Origin of the sequence: Streptococcus sp. 2022WUSS083, assembly GCF_044427155.1 — a bacterium.
In the GTDB taxonomy this organism is placed as follows: Bacteria; Bacillota; Bacilli; order Lactobacillales; family Streptococcaceae; genus Streptococcus; species Streptococcus hashimotonensis.
Genome location: NZ_JAOTGK010000006.1, coordinates 46676 through 64409, shown reverse-complemented (window position 1 = coordinate 64409; position 17734 = coordinate 46676). Strand labels below are relative to the sequence as shown.

General features: G+C 40.3%; 19 protein-coding genes. 17 read left to right on the top strand and 2 right to left on the bottom strand.

What is annotated here, in order from left to right:
* Positions 1-31 precede the first annotated feature (31 nt).
* The 12 genes from ODU41_RS08855 (at position 32) to ODU41_RS08800 (ending at position 10962) form a co-directional block, all read left to right on the top strand.
* Positions 32-427, top strand: a complete 396-nt coding sequence (locus tag ODU41_RS08855; protein WP_074391291.1) for an ArpU family phage packaging/lysis transcriptional regulator — start codon at positions 32-34, stop codon at positions 425-427.
* Between the two features lie 491 nt (positions 428-918).
* A complete protein-coding gene (gene yfmF / locus ODU41_RS08850) occupies positions 919-2172 on the top strand; it encodes an EF-P 5-aminopentanol modification-associated protein YfmF (RefSeq protein WP_398578929.1) in 1254 nt (417 codons plus the stop codon).
* A complete protein-coding gene (yfmH, locus tag ODU41_RS08845; protein WP_141590810.1) occupies positions 2169-3452 on the top strand; it encodes an EF-P 5-aminopentanol modification-associated protein YfmH in 1284 nt (427 codons plus the stop codon). Before yfmF ends, yfmH begins: the two co-directional genes overlap by 4 nt.
* An 81-nt stretch (positions 3453-3533) precedes the next feature.
* Positions 3534-4388, top strand: coding sequence for a cytoskeleton protein RodZ (rodZ, locus tag ODU41_RS08840; protein ID WP_398578928.1), 855 nt, complete (start codon positions 3534-3536; stop codon positions 4386-4388).
* A 19-nt stretch (positions 4389-4407) separates the two neighbouring features.
* The gene (pgsA, locus tag ODU41_RS08835; protein ID WP_398578927.1) at positions 4408-4947 is read left to right on the top strand and encodes a CDP-diacylglycerol--glycerol-3-phosphate 3-phosphatidyltransferase; all 540 of its coding nucleotides are present in this window, start codon (positions 4408-4410) and stop codon (positions 4945-4947) included.
* Complete coding sequence (locus ODU41_RS08830) at positions 4947-5783, top strand: energy-coupling factor ABC transporter ATP-binding protein (protein WP_029171263.1); 837 nt, start codon at positions 4947-4949, stop codon at positions 5781-5783. Before pgsA ends, ODU41_RS08830 begins: the two co-directional genes overlap by 1 nt.
* Positions 5759-6601, top strand: a complete 843-nt coding sequence (locus ODU41_RS08825; RefSeq protein ID WP_002938195.1) for an energy-coupling factor ABC transporter ATP-binding protein — start codon at positions 5759-5761, stop codon at positions 6599-6601. The genes ODU41_RS08830 and ODU41_RS08825 overlap by 25 nt, the downstream gene beginning before the upstream one ends.
* Complete coding sequence (locus ODU41_RS08820; protein ID WP_398578926.1) at positions 6594-7388, top strand: energy-coupling factor transporter transmembrane component T family protein; 795 nt, start codon at positions 6594-6596, stop codon at positions 7386-7388. Before ODU41_RS08825 ends, ODU41_RS08820 begins: the two co-directional genes overlap by 8 nt.
* Positions 7389-7519: 131 nt before the next feature.
* Positions 7520-8074 (top strand): LysM peptidoglycan-binding domain-containing protein, encoded by a 555-nt coding sequence (locus ODU41_RS08815; protein ID WP_398578942.1) that lies wholly within the window; start codon positions 7520-7522, stop codon positions 8072-8074.
* Positions 8075-8195: 121 nt separating this feature from the next.
* Positions 8196-9578 (top strand): ATP-binding protein, encoded by a 1383-nt coding sequence (locus ODU41_RS08810; protein WP_398578925.1) that lies wholly within the window; start codon positions 8196-8198, stop codon positions 9576-9578.
* The gene (locus tag ODU41_RS08805) at positions 9575-10243 is read left to right on the top strand and encodes a response regulator transcription factor (protein ID WP_398578924.1); all 669 of its coding nucleotides are present in this window, start codon (positions 9575-9577) and stop codon (positions 10241-10243) included. Before ODU41_RS08810 ends, ODU41_RS08805 begins: the two co-directional genes overlap by 4 nt.
* A gap of 113 nt (positions 10244-10356) precedes the next feature.
* Positions 10357-10962, top strand: a complete 606-nt coding sequence (locus ODU41_RS08800) for a hypothetical protein (RefSeq protein ID WP_398578923.1) — start codon at positions 10357-10359, stop codon at positions 10960-10962.
* Positions 10963-11001: 39 nt separating this feature from the next.
* On the opposite strand, the gene sdaAA is transcribed toward ODU41_RS08800, so the two are convergent.
* Together sdaAA and sdaAB are read right to left on the bottom strand one after the other, a co-directional pair.
* The gene (sdaAA, locus tag ODU41_RS08795) at positions 11002-11874 is read right to left on the bottom strand and encodes an L-serine ammonia-lyase, iron-sulfur-dependent, subunit alpha (protein WP_024384285.1); all 873 of its coding nucleotides are present in this window, start codon (positions 11872-11874) and stop codon (positions 11002-11004) included.
* Positions 11875-11886: 12 nt separating this feature from the next.
* Positions 11887-12558 (bottom strand): L-serine ammonia-lyase, iron-sulfur-dependent subunit beta, encoded by a 672-nt coding sequence (gene sdaAB / locus ODU41_RS08790; protein ID WP_014638840.1) that lies wholly within the window; start codon positions 12556-12558, stop codon positions 11887-11889.
* A gap of 214 nt (positions 12559-12772) precedes the next feature.
* Here sdaAB and mnmA point away from each other — a divergent pair, with 214 nt between their 5' ends.
* The 5 genes from mnmA (at position 12773) to mnmG (ending at position 17683) form a co-directional block, all read left to right on the top strand.
* On the top strand, positions 12773-13897 hold the full coding sequence (mnmA, locus tag ODU41_RS08785; protein WP_398578922.1) for a tRNA 2-thiouridine(34) synthase MnmA: 1125 nt from the start codon (positions 12773-12775) through the stop codon (positions 13895-13897).
* A gap of 20 nt (positions 13898-13917) precedes the next feature.
* Positions 13918-14757: a hypothetical protein gene (locus tag ODU41_RS08780; protein WP_398578921.1), complete on the top strand. Its 840-nt coding sequence runs from the start codon at positions 13918-13920 to the stop codon at positions 14755-14757.
* A 130-nt stretch (positions 14758-14887) separates the two neighbouring features.
* Positions 14888-15319 carry an NUDIX hydrolase gene (locus ODU41_RS08775; protein WP_398578920.1) on the top strand — a complete coding sequence of 144 codons (432 nt, stop codon included), beginning with the start codon at positions 14888-14890 and terminating at the stop codon, positions 15317-15319.
* Positions 15309-15770: an NUDIX hydrolase gene (locus ODU41_RS08770; RefSeq protein WP_398578919.1), complete on the top strand. Its 462-nt coding sequence runs from the start codon at positions 15309-15311 to the stop codon at positions 15768-15770. Before ODU41_RS08775 ends, ODU41_RS08770 begins: the two co-directional genes overlap by 11 nt.
* The gene (mnmG, locus tag ODU41_RS08765) at positions 15767-17683 is read left to right on the top strand and encodes a tRNA uridine-5-carboxymethylaminomethyl(34) synthesis enzyme MnmG (RefSeq protein ID WP_024401439.1); all 1917 of its coding nucleotides are present in this window, start codon (positions 15767-15769) and stop codon (positions 17681-17683) included. Before ODU41_RS08770 ends, mnmG begins: the two co-directional genes overlap by 4 nt.
* Positions 17684-17734: the final 51 nt, after the last annotated feature.

Here is a 17734-nt window from a genome sequence, read left to right as displayed (position 1 = left end):
AAAACTATTATATCACACGGAGGGCGTTGACTTGAGCAAACAACTAGCAAAAAGAAAACTAAAGGAGTTTCCCCGCTGGTGCAGGGTGGTAGTTCTGCATCATGACATGATACAGGTAGATGAGAATTGGACCATAAAGCTGTTTGAGTTTGACCCTGAAGACTACAAGGGCAAGGTACACGGCTGGCAACGTGAGGCACCAAACGAGGTCAACGAGATTTTGAAAGCTATCAACGCGATAGCTAAACCAAGACATCGAGCTATACTTATCATGAGTTATATATCACCCGACAAGTTACGATCAGTAGAGCAGGCACAACAACTTGGGATAGCTGAAAGTACTTACTACTTGGCTAAAAATGAAGCTTTGCTAGAGTTCGCTGGTCAGTACCGTAGTGGCGAACTACTGCAGCACTTGGATAGTTAAGTTTGGGACCATTCGGAAATACCCCCATCTTTTTTTGAACGGGGGTGGGTTTGTTCGGGAATAAACAACGCCGCCCTCTTCCGTGCACGATTTTCCCTTTTTGAAATTTTTGAGCAATTAGCAACCACGCGCCGCAGTCTATTTCGCCAAAATGGTATTTTTGAACGGATACAGTAAAACACAGTAGGAAACAGTAGAAGCATGATATAATACACTTATCAGCAATCAAAAAAGCGTACCGAATGGATACGCTAGTCCTTGCCTGCTGAACTCATTATTTTTAGTCTATCATGCTATAAATGATAGGCTTTTTTTGTTCCCCTTTTTGTACACTTTCTAGGGAAATGTAACGCTGTATAAAGTTTACACTGTTTTTCAAAAATCCAGTAAAATCAACTGAAAAGGCGTGTAAAGCAACCAAATGCTAAAGCCAAGCATACCTTATCACAAAATGGTATAATGGAAGGTACAATGTTTGAAAGAGGAAGAAGATGAAATTACAAGAGGGAGTAGATCTTCATTTTATTGATACAGATCAGTTTACGACAAATCGTATACGTATTCGCTTTGCAGCTGAAATGAGTGAGGCTACCGTTGCTGGTCGTGTGTTAGTTGCAAATATTTTTGAAATGGGTAACCAAGAATTTCAGACTGCTCAGGCTGTTCGGAGAAGATTGGCAGAATTGTATGGTGCTCAGTTCTCGACCTCAGTTTCAAAACGTGGTAGGGTGCACTGTGTAGATGTGACAATTTCATATGTCAGTCCTCGTCACTTGCCAGAAAATGAGGATATTACAGTAGAGATTCTTGATTTTTTATACACGTGTATATTTAGACCACTGAAAAAGGGGCGAGGATTTGATAGTCAGATTTTCGAGGTTGAAAAAACGAATTTAATCAATTTTCTTCAGTCAGAGATAGAAGATAATTTTTATCATGCAGATGTTGAAATGAGTAAGCTTTTTTATAAAGATCCCTCTCTTCAAATTCCACGCGTCGGTAGGCTTGATTTGGTTGAAAAAGAAACAGCAGAATCAACCTTTCAGATTTATCGGAATATATTGCGTATGGATAAAATTGATATATTTGTCTTAGGGAAGGTTGACAGAGAGCAAGTCAAAAGAAAACTTGAAGATTTTGGTTTTACTTATAGAAATCCAAAATTAGAGTTAGAATATCATCAGGAATACTCAAACATAACGCAAGAAAAAATCGAGCGTAAACAGGCAAGGCAGTCCATTTTGGAATTGGCATATCATTTACAGGTGGTTTACAACGATGTAAACTATCCAGCTTTGATGGTATTTAATGGTCTACTAGGTGCTTTCTCTCATTCGAAATTATTTATGAATGTTCGTGAGAAAGAAAGTTTGGCCTATACAATTGGAAGTCAGGTCTCTATTTTTTCAGGAATGCTGAAGGTCTATGCTGGAATTAGCCGCGAAAATAGACTCAGGGTAATGAAGTTAATTAGTAAACAACTACTTGATTTAAAATGTGGTAAATTTACAGAAGAAGAATTAGAGTTGACAAAAAACATGTTGATTCATTCAGCAACCTTGGCTCAGGATAGGCAGAATAATTTGATAGAACAAGTATATAATCAAGTTACCTTAGGAAATAGAAATTTAAGTTGGCTAGATTGGATTGAGGCTATCAAATCGGTATCAATAGACGATGTCATTCGAGTAGGACAGATGATTAATTTACAGGCTGTTTACTTTATGGAGGGGACAGAAGAATGAAGTTAATTGAGAAGAAGTATCCTTACATGAAAGAATCTGTCTTTTATGGGAAAGTTGACAATGGGTTGACAGTTGTTTTACTCCCTAAAATAGAATTTCATGAGACATATGGAATTCTAACGACCAATTTTGGGGGTATTCATACTCGATTTACACTGGCTAATGGTAATAGTGTTGTTTATCCTGCAGGGATTGCACACTTTTTAGAACATAAGCTGTTTGAAACTGAGAATGAAGAGGATATTATGAATGAGTTTGCTAAATTGGGAGCAAGCGCAAATGCTTATACCAGTTTTAGACAGACTAGTTACTTATTTTCAACGACTCAGAAAGTATTGGAGTCTCTATCACTTTTACAATCTTTTGTTCGAGAACCGTATTTTACAGAAGACAATGTAGAAAGAGAACAGGGGATTATTGAACAAGAAATTGAGATGTATCAAGATGATGCAGATTATCGCTTGTTTACGGGAATTTTATCATCGCTTTATCCAGAAAGTCCTTTGGCCTATGATATAGCAGGGACAGTTGAATCAATTGCTGCAATTACTGCGGATGATTTACATGAGAATTTTGATGTGTTTTATCATCCAAGTAACATGAATTTATTCGTTATTGGTAATTTTGATTTAGAGGCAGTTTGGAAACAAATTTCAAGTTATCAAGTAGCTCAGATGGATAATCCAGCTCAGTCGTTTGAATTGGCAGGTGTCCAAAAGTTGCCGATACAGGAGCATCTCTCAGAACAATTTGAAGTATCTACCCCAAAATTGGCTGTTGGTTTACGGGGAAATGACGAGGTTGATAAGGAGACTATTCAGAAATATCGGCTCAGTTTACAATTTTTATTTGCCATGTTGTTTGGTTGGACTTCAAAACGATACCAACAGTTGTACGAGCAGGGAAAAATTGATTCTTCTTTCCAGTTCCAATTAGAGGTTACACCTGAGTACCACTATTTGATTATCTCGGGAGATACTCAAGAACCCATTACGCTTTCTAGTATACTGATGAAAGCACTTAGGAAATTTGAGGATGATGCAGATGTGACAGAGGATCATTTACAATTGTTGAAAAACGAGATGTATGGAGATTTTATTCGTAGCTTAAATTCTCTTGAGTTTACAGCTAGTCACTTTGTTTCTCAGTATTCAGAATATGAAAATGTTTTTGATATACCTCAAATGATACAGGAACTACAGTTAGATGACATCAGAGAGGCAGGTCGTCGCTTTATTGATCACTGTGATATGACAGATTTCACGATTTTTCCAAAATAAGTGGGCGCAACCCGTCGAAATTTCCTTGGAATTTTGTTAGAATAGTATACTGTACATGATGAGCGATAGAGAGAGGGTATTATGAGACAAAAGAGTATAGGGGAAGTACTTAGAACAGCTAGAGAAGGACGGGGTTGGACATTCGTTGATTTGCAACGGATAACAAAAATCCAAGCTAAATATTTGCAGGCACTTGAGTACAATGATTTTGATTTTATTGCAAACTCAGATGATGTTCATTCTATTTTAAGAGCATATGCTGAGGCTTTGGAATTAGATGCAGATGTCCTACTGGATGCTTACGAGACCAATAGTTTAGTGAAATATTATGAAGATGGAGAAGAAGAACTCCGATCTTCAGAATTGAAAAGAAGCTATAAGGTTCGTAAACGTAAAAAGAACTCTTATCTTCCGTTGATTTACTTATTACTTGCGACGGGTTTGATAATTATTTTTGTGACTTATATTGTTCATAGCAGGCTCCAAAATAGAGCATCTATTACGCCTACTACAACGTCATATAGTATAGTTGAGCAATCTGTATCTGAAGCAAGTAGTGGCACAGAGACGAGTTCTACTGAGCAGGCGCAGTCAAATTCAACGAGTTCAAGTAGTTCCGCTACAGAAAATGTGACTATTTCAGGATCAGGTTCTAACATTGTTGCGACCCTTAAAACAGTGACTTATCCATTAGAAGTAACTGTAACAGCAAAAAATACAACGAGTTGGATCAGCCTTTCTGACACCTTGTTAGAGGGGGGCGTTACACTAACACCTGATAATCCAACAGTAACTACTACTATTGAAGAAGGAGTGACTTCTACTACACTTGTTCTTGGTGTTGTCAAAGGAGTAGAGGTAACTGTAGGTGGTCAAAAGCTAGATCTATCAGCTCTGACAGCCGATACAGGGGCGGTCACTTTAAATTTTGAATAAGGGCAATAAAGGTATTAGAATGAAAAAAGAAAATATTCCCAATGCATTGACGATAGGTAGGATTTTGGTAATCCCAATTTTTATCTTGTTACTGACCGTTTGGGATTCAACAATTAGTCATGTGTTGGCAGCACTTATTTTTGCATTAGCTAGTATTACGGATTATCTAGACGGCTACTTGGCTCGTAAATGGCAGGTTGTAACAAACTTTGGAAAATTTGCGGATCCGATGGCAGATAAGATTTTGGTGATGACAGCGTTTATCATGCTTGTAGAGCTTGGATTTGCCCCAGCTTGGGTAGTTGCAATTATTATTTGTCGTGAATTGGCAGTGACAGGTCTTCGTCTACTCTTGGTGGAAAATGGAGGAACAGTTCTAGCTGCGGCCATGCCAGGAAAAATCAAAACATTTTCACAGATGTTTGCAGTTATTTTCCTGCTCTTACACTGGGACGTTGTGGGGCAAATAACACTCTATATTGCACTTTTCTTCACCCTATATTCAGGTTATGATTATTTCAGGGGTGCCTCTTACTTATTCAAAGATACTTTTAAATGATGACAAATATTATCGAAGTAAAAAATCTTAAATATAAATACGACCAAGAGGATGAGCGCTATACCCTAAATGATGTCTCGTTTCACGTGAAACAGGGAGAATGGTTGTCTATTATTGGACATAATGGTTCGGGTAAATCAACAACAGTTCGTTTGATTGATGGTTTGTTGGAAGCTGAATCAGGTGATATTTATATTGACGGTGATGCCTTAACCATTGATAATGTATGGGATAAGCGACGCTTGATTGGTATGGTTTTTCAAAATCCAGATAACCAATTTGTGGGTGCCACAGTTGAAGATGATGTTGCATTTGGTTTAGAGAACCAGGGAATCCCTTTGGAGGAGATGCGTAGTCGAGTTGACGAAGCTTTGGAATTAGTTGGAATGACTGATTTCAAAACACGTGAGCCTGCTCGTTTATCTGGTGGTCAGAAGCAGAGGGTGGCGATTGCTGGAGTGGTTGCCTTGCGTCCAAAAATTATTATTTTGGATGAGGCTACGTCTATGTTGGATCCAGAAGGTCGTCTCGACTTGATTAAGATTGTCCGTGAAATTAAGGATCGTCATGGTATGACGGTTATCTCTATAACACATGATTTGGATGAGGTTGCATTGAGTGACCGAGTTATCGTGATGAAAAATGGACAGGTTGAATCAATTAGCACTCCAAATGAACTATTTATGCGAGAAGATTTGGTAGATTTAGACTTGGATAGACCATTTACGACAGAACTGGCTTCATCTTTGCGCCAGACTGGACTTGATTTACCGCTCCGCTATTTTACAGAGGAAGAATTAGAGGAAACTTTATGGGAATTGATCTCCAAGAAGTAAGCTATACCTATCAAGCTGGCACTCCTTTTGAGGGGCGTGCGCTTTTTGGTGTGGATTTGGAGATTGTTGATGGCTCTTACACGGCCCTTATTGGGCATACGGGTTCGGGCAAATCAACGATTTTACAACTCTTGAATGGATTAAATGTACCAACAGAAGGAAGAGTAGTCATTGATGATGTTGTGATTACAGCGACGTCTGAAAATAAGGATATTAAGCAAGTAAGGAAGAAAGTGGGGCTGGTGTTCCAATTTCCTGAAAGTCAAGTGTTTGATGAAACGGTCTTGAAAGATGTTGCTTTTGGTCCACAAAATTTCGGAGTTTCTCAGGAAGAGGCTGAAACGATTGCGCGTGAAAAGTTGGCCTTGGTTGGAATTGATGAAAGCTTGTTTGAGCGTAGTCCTTTTGAACTATCTGGTGGTCAAATGCGTCGGGTGGCTATTGCTGGGATTCTGGCAATGGAACCAAGTATCTTAGTTTTGGATGAACCAACAGCTGGCTTGGACCCTGCGGGTCGTCAGGAATTGATGGATATTTTCAAAAAGCTTCATGAATCAGGCATGACAATCGTTTTGGTAACTCATTTGATGGACGATGTGGCTAACTATGCTGATTTTGTTTACATTATGGAAAAGGGAAAGCTGGTCCGTTCTGGTAAACCAGTCGATATTTTTCAAGAGGTAGATTTTTTAGAGAGTATTCAGTTGGGAGTACCTAAGATTACTAAATTTGCAGCTAATTTGGAGAGAAGAGGCTTTGTATTTGAACGTCTTCCTATTACAATTGAAGAATTTACGGGGATGGTGACACATGGATAAATTAATTTTAGGTCGCTATATTCCTGGGGATTCAATTATTCATCGCTTGGATCCAAGAAGTAAGCTTTTAGCAATGTTTGGATTTCTATTGATGATTTTTTGGGCCAATAATTTGGTCACCAATGCCTTGTTGATAGCATTTGTTTTAGGAATGGTTGTTTTATCTCGTATTCGCTTATCATTTTTTATTAATGGTTTGAAACCGATGATAGGAATTATTCTATTTACAACTTTCTTTCAGGTTTTCTTTACACCTGGAGCGACACTTTTATGGGAGTTTTGGATTTTTAAATTATCAGTTGAGGGTTTGCAACAGGCGGCGATTATTTTTGTTCGCTTTGTTTTGATTATTTTCTTCTCAACCCTATTGACCTTGACGACGACACCCCTTAGCTTGGCAGATGGTATTGAATCAGGTCTTGCACCTTTGAAGAAATTTAAAGTTCCTGTGCATGAAATTGGTTTGATGTTGTCCATGAGTTTGCGTTTTGTACCGACCTTGATGGATGATACCACTCGGATTATGAATGCTCAGAGAGCTCGTGGGGTGGACTTTAATGAGGGAAATCTTATTCAGAAGGTAAGGTCAGTTATTCCTATTTTGATTCCTTTATTCACATCAAGTTTTAAGAGGGCAGATGCTCTTGCGACGGCGATGGAGGCGCGTGGGTATCAAGGCGGAGATGGGAGAACCAAGTATCGGATTTTGGAATGGAAGTTAGCAGATACGTTAGTAATTTTAGTTATGTTAGCTTTAGCTGGACTCTTATTTATATTGAAAAAATGAGTAAAAAACGCTAGAAATAGCGTTTTTATCGTCTAATCTCAATTTGTCTGTAATATTTGTAACAATTTCACAAAGTCTAGGTAATAGTTAGAGGGTATGATAGACACATGACAGAAAGGAATGTGACTATTATGAACATTACATTAAAGAAAAACTTAAAAACAACTATTGCTGGTTTGGTAGCGGGAATCTCCCTTTTAACTGCGGGTGTAGTCAGTGCAGAAACCTATACTGTAAAGTCTGGTGATACCCTGTCTGAAATTGCTGAAACATACAATACTACTGTTGAAAAATTAGCAGAGCAGAATAAGATTACCAACTTAGATTTTATCCATGTCGGTCAAGTTATCGAATTGGGTGATGTGACAGTGAAGGCAGTAGAGAGTTCAGTTGAACAAACTCAATCAACATCAACTTCTACTGCAACAGTAACAACTAGCAGCTATTCTTCAAACTTGAGTGCTGAAGATGCAGCAGCAAAAGAATGGATTGCAATGAAGGAATCAAGCGGTAGCTATGATGCCCGTAACGGTATCTACATTGGTCGTTACCAGTTGACAAATACTTACTTGAATGGTGATTACTCACCAGAAAACCAAGAGCGTGTAGCAGATGCTTATGTTGCTAGTCGCTATGGTTCATGGTCTGCAGCCAAGGCTTTCTGGTTGGCAAATGGTTGGTACTAAGATAAATTAGAAGAGGTCTAGCACGATGCTAGACTTTTTTCTATTGTTGAAAGTTGTCTAGCTTTACAGATAGGGTTGTTTTGTTTATAATTGTGAAAAAATTGACTAGAAAAGAAGAACTATGAAATTACAAAAACGAATTTTTCGATTAAATATGATCATGCTTATTTTTTCCTTGGTTTCGATGCTGGGGGTAAGTGTTTATGTGGTTAATAGTATTTATCGTAACCAAGAAACATGGCAGTCCACTAGCCAGAAGACAGCAAGTAGTCAACAGAGTTTGGAAAAGTTTTCGGGATCAGATTTTGCAGTATTGGCAGATGAGTTAGCATCGAATGATGCACGACTCTATGTAGAAAGTAATGGTGAGGCTGTCTTTTCAAATCTGAAAGATGATGCGGATGAGATATTGGGAGTGACAGTATCATCAACCACTCACACCTCCTATGTAGATGGAGAAATTGTGATTAGCCGTAAACTCGCCACGGATGGGCAAGTTTATTATTTATATGCCTTGTTAGAAGATTTGGAAGACCAGCAAGAAAGCCAAGAATTTCAAGCCTTCCTGATACAGCTTTTGTTAGTTGGTGGAATAGGTATCGTGGTCGTAGTGGTGCTTAACTTCTTCTTTACTCGCCGTCTCCTAGGGGTTATCATGCGTCCTCTGGAGGAATTGCACAGCGGTGTAGAACGTATCCAGCAGGGAGATTATACAGTACCTCTGACCTATCAAGGTGATAAGGAATTTGAAGAATTGACCCAAGGGTTCAATCAAATGCAGACTTCTTTGTTAGATGCCCGTGAGAAAAATCGACTGTATGAACAAAATCGAACCCAGATGGTTGCGGATATTTCACATGATTTGCGGACACCCTTGACTTCAATAAAAGGCTATGCCAAGGGAATTTTGGATGGTATTGCCAATACGGATGAAAAACGTAATCAGTATTTGACTGTTATCTATCAAAAATCTCAGGTGATGGAGAAATTGTTGGAAAAATTATTTGCTTTTTCACAATTGCAGACAGATAAAATGCCATTTGATAAAGTCAAGCTTGATTTGGCTATCTTTTTACAGTCCTATGTAAGAGAGAAAACTGAGGAATTAGTAGATGAGGACATTCGGTTTAGTTTGGAAGTATCGGATGGATTGCCAGTTGAGATTGATCCAATTCAATTTCGTAGAATTCTAGATAATCTGGTGGACAATGCACGAAAATATGCTGCTGTAAAGCCCCTGATAATCAGTATTACTGGACAAATGCAGGAGCAAGAAGTTGTTTGGACTTTTACAGATAACGGAAAAGGCGTAGAAAAGAATAGACTTGACTTGATTTTTGAAGAATTTTACAGGGCAGACGATACCAGACAGCAAGTAGAAGGCCATGGTCTGGGGTTAGCGATTGTAAAAAATATTATGGAGAGACTGGACGGCCAGGTATCTGTTGAGGCAACTCCAGGTCTTCGATTTATCTTTAGATTACCTAGAAAGGATATGAAATGACACGGATTTTAATCGCAGAAGACGATGTAGAGATTGCTTATTTGGAGCGAGATTATCTGGAAATGCAGGGCTACCAAGTAGATTTGGTACATGACGGTGGTCTTGTAGAGGACCAACTCAAAAAAGAGGATTATGCTCTTTTAATGCTGGATGTCATGCTCCCAAATAGAACTGGCTACGATCTTTGTCGTGATTTACGGGATAAGGTGGATTTCCCTATTTTGATGGTTACATCCAAGCAAGAAACCATGGACGTGGTGAGAGGACTAGGCTTGGGAGCGGATGATTACATCAGCAAACCTTTTGATCCTATGGAGTTGGTGGCGCGTGTAAAGGCTCATTTGGCTCGCTACCAGCGTTTTCAAAAGGATAATGATCAGAATGAATTAACAGTTGGGAATATGACTATTTTCTTGGATAATTGGAAGGTGACTTTGGATGGTCAGGAAATCAAATTGCCCAATCGCGAATTTGAATTACTTGTTTATCTAGCAAAACACTCAAACAGAGTATTCTCTAAGGAACATTTATTTGAGAAGATTTGGGGATATGACTATGTTGGAGATAGTGCGACAGTTGCTGTTCATGTCAATCGGCTCCGAGATAAATTGGGATCGGATTTGATTGAAACTGTCTGGGGAGCAGGATATCGTCTTAATGATTAATTTATAAGTGTTTAGAATTTGTTTAGAATGTTTCTCTAAAGTGTTAAAACCTATCCTCTATAATAGACTTATCAGCAAGAGCTGAGAAATAGATTTAATCAGAGGAATACAAAATGGAAAATAACAATCAACAACAAGAAATTATTGAAGTGGCAGAAAATAAGAAAACAGGTGTCTGGGAAGCAGTCAAACAGAAGGTTACAGGCATGAGTAAGAAATCGATTATCTTATTGTCGGTAGGTGCCTTGGCACTTGTGACGGCTGGTTTTGTCGCAGCAGAAGTCTATGAAAATAAACTAGAGGCATTAGGAGATCAAATTGAGCAACAAGTTGGAATTGCAGATGATGATGACAATCAACAGGTAATAGCACAAGCTAATGCATCATCAGCCTCATCAGTAAATACAACTTCTGCTAGTCAACTAGCAACAAGTTACGGTGTAAAGTTAGTTGACACCTCTGAGCTAGATGGTACTTATACAGCAGCATCTGGAAATGCCACCTACACGTTGACTGTAAAAGGGAATCAAGCAACCTTGACAGAAGTTGACAAAGACGGAGATCAAGATATTGAACAAGTTATCTTTGATTTAGATAAAAAACTTGCCTACATTGATGGCGAAGCAGATAGTTATACCTTGAATGGTCTAACTCTTACTTTGACAGAAATTGATGCCAATGATACAACCTTAGAGAAACTAACATTCACGAAACAATAAGAAAAGGACCGTTAGGGTCCTTTTTGGTTTACATTATTGTCAATCTTCCCCAAAAATTTCTTGAGCAAGGCGACGACCCGTCGGTGTGGCAGCCAGGCCTCCTTCGGCAGTCTCACGGAAGGCGGTTGGTAGGGCAGATCCCACTTGGTACATAGCGTTGATGACTTCATCAACGGGGATTTTGGATTCGATACCTGCTAGTGCCATATCGGCAGCTACCATGGCGTAGCTTGCTCCCATTGCATTACGTTTGACACAAGGGACTTCTACCAGACCAGCGACGGGATCGCAAATCAGACCCAGCATATTTTTGATGACAAAGCAGATGGCTTGGCTGGCTTGGTAGGGAGTTCCACCTGCTGCCAGTGTCAGGGCTGCGGCAGACATAGCAGAGGCAGATCCGACTTCTGCCTGACAGCCTCCTTCTGCACCTGAGATGGAGGCGTTGTTGGCGATAACTAGTCCAAAGGCTCCAGCTGTAAATAGGAAGTCAAGTTGCTGTTCTTCTGTCAAATTGAGCTTTTCAATAGCAACTCCTAGCACAGCTGGTAGACAGCCTGCAGATCCTGCTGTCGGAGTGGCACAGACCAAGCCCATTTTAGCATTCAATTCATTAACGGCCATAGCATTTCTTGCGGCGGATAGGACAGCGGAATCTGACAGGGTTTTACCAGATTTCATATAGGCATCTAACTTGGCAGCATCGCCTCCTGTTAAACCAGATACGGATTTGCTTTCAGTAAGTCCATCTACGATGGAGGCTTTCATAACTGTCAAGTTTCTTGACATAATTGTCAATATTTCTTCGCGGCTACGACCGGTCAACTCAATTTCAGTCGTGATCATGAGTTCAGCTACATTACCAGAAAAGTTGTCTGCTTGCTGAACTAATTCTTCGATAGTATAAAACATGTCTTTCTCTTTCTAGTTGAAGAAGGTTACATTGTGCAGGTGTGGAATTTTTTCAATTTCTGCAATAGAATTTTCACATTGGCGAGCATCCACTTCGATAATCATAATGGCTTTCTCGCCAGCTTTTTCACGTGTCACGTTCATTTGAGCGATATTAATGTCATACTTAGAAAGAACATCGGTCACTTTCGCAATCATACCAGGGACATCTTGGTGAACAATAATAATAGTTGGCGTATTCATATTGAGATTGACAGAGAAGCCGTTGAGCTCTGTTACTTGAATGTTTCCCCCACCGATGGAAACGCCTGTGGCTGAGATGGATTTTTTATCGTTTTTTATGATGATTCTGGTGGTATTGGGATGTGGGGTATTGCTGTCCTTGTTGACACGCCAGTAAACCTTAATGCCTCGTTCTCTTGCAATATCAAGAGAGTCAGGAATGCGGGGATCATCCGTATCCATGCCCAGAATACCTGCTACCAAGGCTACATCCGTACCGTGACCACGATAGGTCTTGGCAAAGGAATTGTAGAGTTGAAATTCCACCTCTGTCGGCTTATCGCCGAAGATGGAAGACACAATTTTCCCAATTCGGACCGCACCAGCTGTGTGACTAGAAGATGGACCAATCATAACAGGTCCAATAATATCAAAGACCGACTGAAATTTTAAGTTTGTCATAGTAATCCTCACGTTTTTCTTGGTACTATTATATCAAATTTTCCGGTTAGAGAATATGCCTAGATGAATGTGTTTTCTTATGTTAAAATTCTATCGCTTACCCTTTTTGTATGGTATAATACAAGTTGTTCAAAATCGTCAATCGTTTTTGGATAATCAAATTTTGGAATACGACCTTCAAATCGTTATTTCTACGAAAAGATGGGAGAAGATTATGTCAATTGACAATTCTAAAACCCGTGTTGTTGTCGGTATGAGTGGCGGTGTAGATTCATCGGTTACGGCTCTCTTGCTCAAGGAGCAGGGCTACGATGTGATCGGCATCTTCATGAAAAACTGGGACGACACGGACGAAAATGGCTTCTGTACAGCAACAGAAGATTACAAGGATGTGGCTGCAGTGGCAGACCAGATCGGCATTCCCTACTACTCTGTCAACTTTGAAAAAGAGTACTGGGATCGCGTATTTGAGTACTTCCTAGCAGAGTATCGGGCAGGACGGACGCCCAATCCAGATGTCATGTGTAACAAGGAAATCAAGTTCAAGGCTTTCTTGGATTACGCTATGAACTTGGGTGCGGACTATGTGGCGACAGGTCACTACGCTCAGGTATCACGCGACGAGGACGGCACTGTCCATATGCTGCGTGGGGCAGACAATGGCAAGGACCAGACCTACTTCCTCAGCCAACTCTCACAGGAACAGCTGCAGAAAACCATGTTTCCGCTCGGCCATTTACAAAAGCCTCAGGTGAGGGAAATAGCAGAGCGAGCAGGCTTGGCAACCGCTAAAAAGAAAGATTCGACAGGCATTTGCTTTATCGGTGAAAAGAACTTCAAAGAGTTTTTAGGGCAGTATTTGCCAGCCCAGCCCGGTCGGATGATGACGGTGGACGGTCGTGATATGGGAGAGCATACAGGCCTCATGTACTATACCATTGGCCAGCGGGGGGGGCTTGGTATCGGAGGACAAATCGGTGGGGACAATGAGCCTTGGTTTGTTGTCGGAAAAGACCTGTCAAAAAATATCCTCTATGTCGGTCAAGGTTTCTATCATGAGTCTTTGATGTCAACTTCTTTACAGGCTAGTCAAGTGCACTTTACACGTGATATGCCTGAAGAATTCACACTTGAGTGTGCAGCTAAATTCCGCTATCGTCAACCAGATAGTCAAGTAACTGTCAAGGTAAAAGGTGACAAGGCAGAAGTTATTTTTGCAGAGCCACAACGAGCCATCACACCAGGCCAAGCCGTTGTTTTCTACGACGGTCAAGAGTGTCTGGGCGGTGGCATGATCGACATGGCCTACAAGGATGGGGTTGCTTGTCAGTATATTTAGGATGAAAGGATTTTACTTTTATGTCAGCAAAGGAAAAGTATAAAGTATACAATAATTTAGCTAGTAAGTTTTATAATGAAGTATTTGAAATAATCAATAAAGAATTCCAGCAGGAAAAGTTTGATAAACATTCTAAATCTTATTTTATTTTATCTTTTATAGCTATTATTCCACTCTTATTGGTTGGTGCTCAGTTACAAAAACTTGTTGATGGTTTAATTACGAAGAGTACATTACAACTTCCATTCTTAGATGGTTTGTGGAATATTTTACCTACTATGCTATTTTTTATTTTGATATATATAATAAAAAAGTTTACTTTAGATCCGTTATGGAAAATTCAAGATAGTAAATATAGTAAATCAGAGTATAAAAAACATCTTTATAATATTAAACAAAAAATTTCGCAGAGTATCCCTTCTGGAAGTGTTTATTCACGATTGGAAAACTTGATTGATGAAATTAATAATAATAATGATAGCTTCCATGCAAAAAAGCAATTTGTTCTTTCTGGCATAATACAAGTAAGCATGGTAGCAATTTTATCTCCATTTTTTTCTATTATTTCAAGAGATGATGTAGATATGTATGCAACTATAGTAATAACTTCACTAATTATTATTGTGACTGGATTATCTGTCATTTTTTCATACTATAGATATTTTTTTAGAAATATTGAACCTATGTTTGGTAGAAATTTAGGGGAAATTGAAACTAAAAATATTATTCGAGATATCTTATATTATCGTGATAGACTTGATGACTATGTTAATGGAGCGTCTCAAGAATTTAATAGTGAGGAAATGCTGACTCTATTAAAAAAAATAAATGAACAAACTGAAAAATTTAAATTAAATTGAAGTTATAAGAATATTATGTTAGGCTAAATGGTCGCATCATCATGATGGTCAAAGCTCATGGGAATTGTAGGCTTTTTTGTCCTGCAGTTTTCGAGAGTTTTGGCTATTTTTTGTGAGATTAGGAGGAACCATGCCTGTCAAACTGATTTCCCATGTTTTACTGACTGTTGCAGACAGTCACCTGATTATTCAGCGTTCACAAATCAAGCGTGGCAAGCCCAATGTCTTTCCTCGATATTGGGATATTCCAGGGGGGCGTGTCGAGGAGAATGAATTGCCTCGTGATGCTGCTGTTCGAGAATGCTATGAAGAAACAGGCATTTCGATAGTCAAGGAAAATCTGACCATTATCCATGAAGATAGTCAGTTTGATGAAGAGAAAGAGGCGATGTTTACAAGGCTGGTCTATGAAGTAACACTTCCTGAACAGCCCAAAACCATTCTTCTTGATCCAGAAGAGCATACTGATTTTATATGGTTTACTAGTCGCGATGAAAATAAGAAAAATTTAGTTCCATATCTAGAAGAAATTTTAGAAAAGAGAAGGAAGAATGGATTTTAGGACTAGAATTGACAATCAAATCTTCGGTGTTCGGGCGACGGCATTGATTATAAAAGACGGAAAAATATTTCTCACCAAGGACTCTAAGGGGCGTTATTATACCATTGGCGGTGCAATAGCAGTCAACGAGACGGCACAAAATGCGGTTATTCGAGAAGTCAGAGAAGAATTAGGAATTGACAGCCTTGTCAACCAGCTAGCTTTTGTCGTTGAAAATCAGTTTACACATGAAGGCGTAGATTTTCACAATATCGAGTTTCATTTTATCGTTGAGCCTATTGGAGAATTGCCCAAGGAGATGATTGAAGGGAAGTTGAAACAAGCTTGTGAATGGATTGAACTTGACAGCCTTGTCAACCTAGATGTCGTACCAGCTTTTCTGGCTCAAGAATTGCCAAACTGGAATGGGCAAGTCAAACACATCATGAATATGAAGGAGAAAACAATATGACACACACATTTGCAGAAAACTACGATGTTATCGTGATCGGTGCGGGGCATGCGGGTGTAGAAGCTGGTTTGGCAGCCAGTCGCATGGGCTGTAAGACCTTGCTTGCAACTATTAACTTGGATATGGTGGCCTTTATGCCCTGTAATCCCTCCATTGGTGGCTCTGCCAAGGGGATTGTGGTAAGAGAAATTGATGCCCTGGGTGGCGAAATGGGGCGCAACATTGACAAGACCTACATTCAGATGAAAATGCTCAATATGGGCAAGGGTCCAGCCGTACGTGCCTTGCGGGCTCAGGCTGACAAGGCAGAATACGCAGCAGAGATGAAGCGGACGGTGGAGCGTCAGGAAAATCTGACCCTGCGTCAAACCATGATTGATGAGATTTTAGTGGAAGACGGCAAGGTTATCGGTGTCCGCACGGCTACCAACCAGAAATTTTCAGCCAAGGCAGTTGTGGTGACGACGGGTACAGCCTTGCGTGGTGAGATTATCATCGGTGACCTCAAGTATTCGTCAGGACCTAACAATAGCTTAGCTTCTATCACGCTGGCGGATAATCTGAAAGAATTGGGACTTGAAATCGGTCGTTTCAAGACAGGAACACCACCGCGTGTCAATGCTCGTACCATTAACTACGAAGAAACCGAGATTCAGCCAGGCGATGAAAAGCCAAATCACTTTTCATTCTTGTCCAAGGACGAGGATTATTTGCAGGATCAGATTCCTTGCTGGTTGACCTATACTAACGCGACCAGCCATGAGATTATCAACAGCAATCTTCATCGGGCACCTATGTTTTCGGGCATTGTCAAGGGGATTGGTCCCCGTTATTGCCCTTCTATTGAGGATAAGATTGTCCGTTTTGCCGACAAGGAACGCCACCAGCTTTTCCTAGAGCCAGAAGGTCGCAATACAGACGAAATCTATGTCCAAGGGCTGTCAACCAGTCTGCCAGAAGATGTGCAGCAGGACTTGATCCACTCCATTAAAGGTTTGGAAAATGCCCAAATGATGCGGACAGGCTATGCCATTGAGTACGATATGGTTATGCCTCATCAGTTGCGGGCAACGCTTGAAACCAAGAAGATTTCAGGGCTCTTTACAGCGGGTCAGACCAACGGAACATCAGGTTATGAAGAAGCAGCAGGTCAGGGAATTGTCGCTGGTATCAATGCAGCCCTCAAGGTGCAGGGCAAGCCTGAGCTGATTTTGAAACGAAGCGACGGCTACATTGGTGTTATGATTGATGACCTGGTAACCAAGGGAACGGTGGAGCCTTACCGCCTCTTGACCAGTCGGGCAGAATACCGCTTGATTCTGCGTCATGACAATGCCGATATGCGACTGACGGAAATCGGTCGTCAGGTTGGCTTGGTGGATGATGAGCGCTGGCAGGTTTTCCAGATTCACAAAAACCAATTTGACAATGAAATGAAACGCTTGGAGTCTATCAAACTCAAGCCAATCAAGGAAACCAACGAAAAAGTCGTAGCTATGGGCTTCAAGCCCTTGACAGACGCTCTGACTGCCAAGGAATTCATGCGTCGTCCAGATGTGACTTACGCAGATGCGGTAGCCTTTATCGGCCCAGCAGCAGAGGACTTGGACGCCAAGACCATTGAATTGATTGAAACAGAAGTCAAGTACGAGGGCTACATTGCCAAGGCCTTGGATCAGGTGGAGAAGATGAAACGTATGGAAGAAAAACGCATTCCAGCCGACATTGACTGGGATGATATTGACTCCATTGCGACCGAGGCTCGCCAAAAATTTAAGCTGATTTCACCAGAAACTATTGGCCAGGCTAGTCGGATTTCCGGTGTCAATCCAGCGGATATATCCATTCTCATGGTCTACTTGGAAGGACGCAGTCGTTCCATTTCTAAAAACAAATCAAAGGACAGTCACTAAGGCTGTTCTTTTCGCTGTATGTCAGCTATATGTCAACTACTTTAAAATCAT

What these genes read in the sequence shown, in the direction of transcription:
- mnmA (WP_398578922.1), top strand. Translation starts at nt 12,773, where the DNA reads ATGTCAATTGACAATTCTAAAACCCGTGTTGTTGTCGGTATGAGTGGC.
- rodZ (WP_398578928.1), top strand. Translation starts at nt 3,534, where the DNA reads ATGAGACAAAAGAGTATAGGGGAAGTACTTAGAACAGCTAGAGAAGGA.
- sdaAB (WP_014638840.1), bottom strand. Translation starts at nt 12,558, where the DNA reads ATGACAAACTTAAAATTTCAGTCGGTCTTTGATATTATTGGACCTGTT.
- yfmF (WP_398578929.1), top strand. Translation starts at nt 919, where the DNA reads ATGAAATTACAAGAGGGAGTAGATCTTCATTTTATTGATACAGATCAG.
- ODU41_RS08775 (WP_398578920.1), top strand. Translation starts at nt 14,888, where the DNA reads ATGCCTGTCAAACTGATTTCCCATGTTTTACTGACTGTTGCAGACAGT.
- ODU41_RS08770 (WP_398578919.1), top strand. Translation starts at nt 15,309, where the DNA reads ATGGATTTTAGGACTAGAATTGACAATCAAATCTTCGGTGTTCGGGCG.
- ODU41_RS08800 (WP_398578923.1), top strand. Translation starts at nt 10,357, where the DNA reads ATGGAAAATAACAATCAACAACAAGAAATTATTGAAGTGGCAGAAAAT.
- ODU41_RS08810 (WP_398578925.1), top strand. Translation starts at nt 8,196, where the DNA reads ATGAAATTACAAAAACGAATTTTTCGATTAAATATGATCATGCTTATT.
- pgsA (WP_398578927.1), top strand. Translation starts at nt 4,408, where the DNA reads ATGAAAAAAGAAAATATTCCCAATGCATTGACGATAGGTAGGATTTTG.
- ODU41_RS08825 (WP_002938195.1), top strand. Translation starts at nt 5,759, where the DNA reads ATGGGAATTGATCTCCAAGAAGTAAGCTATACCTATCAAGCTGGCACT.
- ODU41_RS08780 (WP_398578921.1), top strand. Translation starts at nt 13,918, where the DNA reads ATGTCAGCAAAGGAAAAGTATAAAGTATACAATAATTTAGCTAGTAAG.
- ODU41_RS08805 (WP_398578924.1), top strand. Translation starts at nt 9,575, where the DNA reads ATGACACGGATTTTAATCGCAGAAGACGATGTAGAGATTGCTTATTTG.
- ODU41_RS08820 (WP_398578926.1), top strand. Translation starts at nt 6,594, where the DNA reads ATGGATAAATTAATTTTAGGTCGCTATATTCCTGGGGATTCAATTATT.
- sdaAA (WP_024384285.1), bottom strand. Translation starts at nt 11,874, where the DNA reads ATGTTTTATACTATCGAAGAATTAGTTCAGCAAGCAGACAACTTTTCT.
- ODU41_RS08815 (WP_398578942.1), top strand. Translation starts at nt 7,520, where the DNA reads ATGAACATTACATTAAAGAAAAACTTAAAAACAACTATTGCTGGTTTG.
- mnmG (WP_024401439.1), top strand. Translation starts at nt 15,767, where the DNA reads ATGACACACACATTTGCAGAAAACTACGATGTTATCGTGATCGGTGCG.
- ODU41_RS08830 (WP_029171263.1), top strand. Translation starts at nt 4,947, where the DNA reads ATGACAAATATTATCGAAGTAAAAAATCTTAAATATAAATACGACCAA.
- yfmH (WP_141590810.1), top strand. Translation starts at nt 2,169, where the DNA reads ATGAAGTTAATTGAGAAGAAGTATCCTTACATGAAAGAATCTGTCTTT.